A 3,474-nucleotide genomic window follows, 5' to 3' on the forward strand; every position below is an offset into this window, starting at 1 on the left:
AAACCGGAGGCGGTCCGCTTGCACGCACCCACGGCCGCGGTTCCCCATTTCGGCGTTGGCGCGCAACTTACGCAGTTCCTCGGATCCACCCGCATCGAGTTTCTCGGCCTGGTTAAGTCGGTACCGTTCATCGTCATCACCATTGCCGCTCTTTTGAACTGCATGACTTCGCTCTTAGTTAGTGGAACCGACGGTTATGGCAACTCCTCATTCCCGGTCACTTATTACCTCATCGATGTAATTCAGGGCACACTCTATTCGTTTCTGTTCGCGATGATCACTTACTACGCCGGCGTGCTTGTGTGGAAAGAGCGCGACGCGGGTGTCGACGATATCAACGACACCCTGCCGCGCCGCGATTGGCCGGCTTTGGGATCCAAACTGATCGCACTGCTCGGCAGCGTCTTTCTGGTTGTAGTCGCGGCCATGATAGCTGGGCTGCTCGTCCAGTTCTTCCATAGCTACCATCGTTACCAACTCGGCCTGTGGTTTGAAGAACTGTTGTTTATCGACTTCACGATCTTCGTCTTCTGGGTCGTCCTGGCGTACTTTCTCCACGTGCTGGCGCCCAATAAGTACATCGGCTACTTTGCGTTTATTGCATTCGGCATCTTCAATCTGTTTGCCTGGCGTCCGTTGCACGTGGCGACCTATCTGGTCCAATTCGGCGCCCGGCCGAGCATGAACTTCTCCGACTTTTTCGGGTTCGCGCCTTACTGGCAATCGTGGGTCTGGTTCACCTTTTACTGGGGTGCTTTCTGCGCTTTACTCATTTGCCTTAGTCTTCTACTCTGGCCCCGAGGACGGGAAACTGCCTGGAGATACCGTTTGCGGGAAGCACGCGCGCGTTGGGCGGGCTCGATGCGCTTTGGCTCGGTCGCGTTACTGACCGCGTTTGTCGCCATCGGTGGATGGGTCTACTACAACACCGAGATCCTCAACCCGTTACACAGCGAACAGGACACCGACCAGGCCGCGGCCGATTACGAGAAGACTTACGGCGCCTACAACGGACGGCCGGAGCCCCGCATAACGGATATCAAATACGCGATCGATATCTATCCGGAAAACCGCGAAGCCGTCATGCGTGCGGACCAGATCATAAAGAACGAAACCTCCGCGCCGATCGACAAGGTTCATATCACAAAGTATCCGGATCTTGAAACAACGGTCGACATCGATGGCGGGCGCCTAAACTGGAAGAACGACCGGCTGAGCTTCAGCGAATACGCCCTGAATCCGCCGATGGCGCCCGGCGAGGAGCGGCACATGCGATACACCGTCGCCCGCCGCGCCCACGGCTTCGAGAACTCGCCGACGTTGCTGGAGGTCGCCGAGAACGGCACCTTCTTCAATAACCAGGTGGGTCCCCAAATTGGCTATCAGCCCCGCAACGAAATCAAACAACCTAACAAGCGGAAACGCTTCGGTCTGAAAGCCAAAGACCCCATGCCCGCACTCGAGCGCAATTGCACCGTCGACTGCCGTAATAGCTATCTCTCTAATAACTCCGATCTGGTCAATGTGGATACCGTGATTAGTACGTCACCGGATCAAATCGCGATCGCGCCCGGATCGTTGAAGAACGACTGGTATTCCGGCGGCCGCCATTACTACCATTACAGCCTCGATCACCCGGACTGGAACTTCTACTCGTTCATATCTGCTCACTACACGGTTTCGCGCGAGAAGTGGCACGACCTGAACACCGAGGTTTATTACCTGGCCGAGCAACCCTGGAACGTTCCCCGCATGCAGACTGCGATGCATAAGGCCTTCGACTATTACACGGCGAACTTCGGTCCTTACTACAATCGCGAGGCGCGCATCGTGGAATTTCCTCGAATCGCAAGGTTCGCTCAAGCGTTCCCGGGTACCATGCCTTACTCAGAAGCTATCGGCTTTATAGCAAACTTAAACCACCCGGGAGACATCGACATGGTTTCCTATGTTGTCGCGCACGAGATGGGCCATCAATACTGGGCTTATCAGGTGATCGGCGCTAACATGCAGGGCGCCACGCTCCTTTCGGAGACACTGGCCCAATACTCCGCGCTCATGGTGATGGAAAAACAATACGGCCGCGATTTGATGCGTAAGTTTCTGAAGTATGAGATGGATAACTATCTGCGATCGCGCGGTCAGGAGCTGCTGAAAGAACGGCCGTTGATTAGAGTCGATAGCGAGCAAGGCTACATTCACTACCGCAAGGGCAGCGTCGTTATGTACTACTTGAAGGAGATGATCGGCGAAGACGCCGTGAACCGCGCCTTACGCAAGGTACTCGATCAATACCGTTATGCTCCGCCGCCCTATCCGGTCTCCTACGCCTTGGTTGACGCGCTGCAGGCGGAAACGCCGCCCCACCTGCAGTATCTGATTAAGGATCTCTTCTACGACATTACGCTCTTCTCCAACCGGACCACGAATGCTACGGCAGCCAAACGGGCAGACGGCAAATTCGATGTCAAGATTAAGGTTGACGCCCACAAGTTCAAAGCCGACGAGAAAGGCAACGAACGCGAAGTTCCGGTAAATGACTGGATCGACATCGGCGCTTTCGCCAAACCTCCGAACGGCGAGAAGTACGGCGCGACTCTGTACCGCGACCGTCGCCTCATGCACTCGGGCCCGGCAACTTATACGTTCACCGTCGATAAAGCTCCGGATACGGCGGGCATCGATCCGTTCGACCTCCTGATCGACCGCATTCCGGACGACAATACCAAACCGGTCACAATAATTACCAATGGCACAGCCGATTGATTTCCCGCTCCCGACCGACTTACCGAAGCCGGTAGACGATGGCGCGGCGGACCACTTACTGCACATGCCGCTACCAAAGGTCAGCCTGCGTTCGACTAAGGGGCGCGAAGTAGACCTTTCGGCTCTGACCGCGGGTAGGACGGTAATCTACTGCTATCCCATGACCGGCGTGCCGGGAACGCCGCTGCCCGATGGTTGGGACGCCATTCCGGGCGCGCGCGGTTGTACGCCGCAAGCCTGCAATTTCCGCGATCGTTACGACGAGCTTCGAAGTCTGGGAGTCGAAGTATTCGGCCTAAGTACGCAGCCACCGGAGTATCAGCGCGAAATGGCCGACCGGCTGCACTTACCGTTCGAAGTTCTCAGCGATGAATCGTTCGAGTTATGCGACGCATTAAGGCTGCCGACGTTCGAAGTAGACGGCAAGCGCCTCCTAAAGCGGCTGACGATGGTAACTCGGCAGGGACGCATTGAGCATGTTTTCTATCCGGTCTTCCCGAGTAATGAAAGCGCGGACCAAGTCCTGCGGTGGCTAAGTCGCTGATAGAGATTTACACACCTGCAAAGATGGCAGAATCAGATGTATGCGGAAGACCCTTGAATTGGATGAGAACCTTCTGCAAGATGCCAAGGGATACCAACTTTGGACTTCTCACTCTGGTCTGCAAACACTCGCCGTCGAACTAAGAATTGCTTACACTCTTTGAA

The 3,474-nt window shown here is 55.7% G+C and carries 2 protein-coding genes; both read left to right on the top strand.

Annotated elements, in window-relative coordinates:
* A partial coding sequence (locus H1Y01_RS00225) for a M1 family aminopeptidase (protein WP_219341140.1) occupies nt 1–2,766 on the top strand: 2,766 nt, incomplete at its 5' end.
* Nucleotides 2,750–3,310: a peroxiredoxin gene (locus tag H1Y01_RS00230; protein ID WP_180538085.1), complete on the top strand. Its 561-nt coding sequence runs from the start codon at nt 2,750–2,752 to the stop codon at nt 3,308–3,310. The genes H1Y01_RS00225 and H1Y01_RS00230, both read left to right, overlap by 17 nt.
* Nucleotides 3,311–3,474: the final 164 nt, after the last annotated feature.

It is taken from the genome of Nevskia soli, from assembly GCF_903970205.1.
Taxonomy (GTDB): Bacteria; Acidobacteriota; Terriglobia; order Bryobacterales; family Bryobacteraceae; genus Bog-113.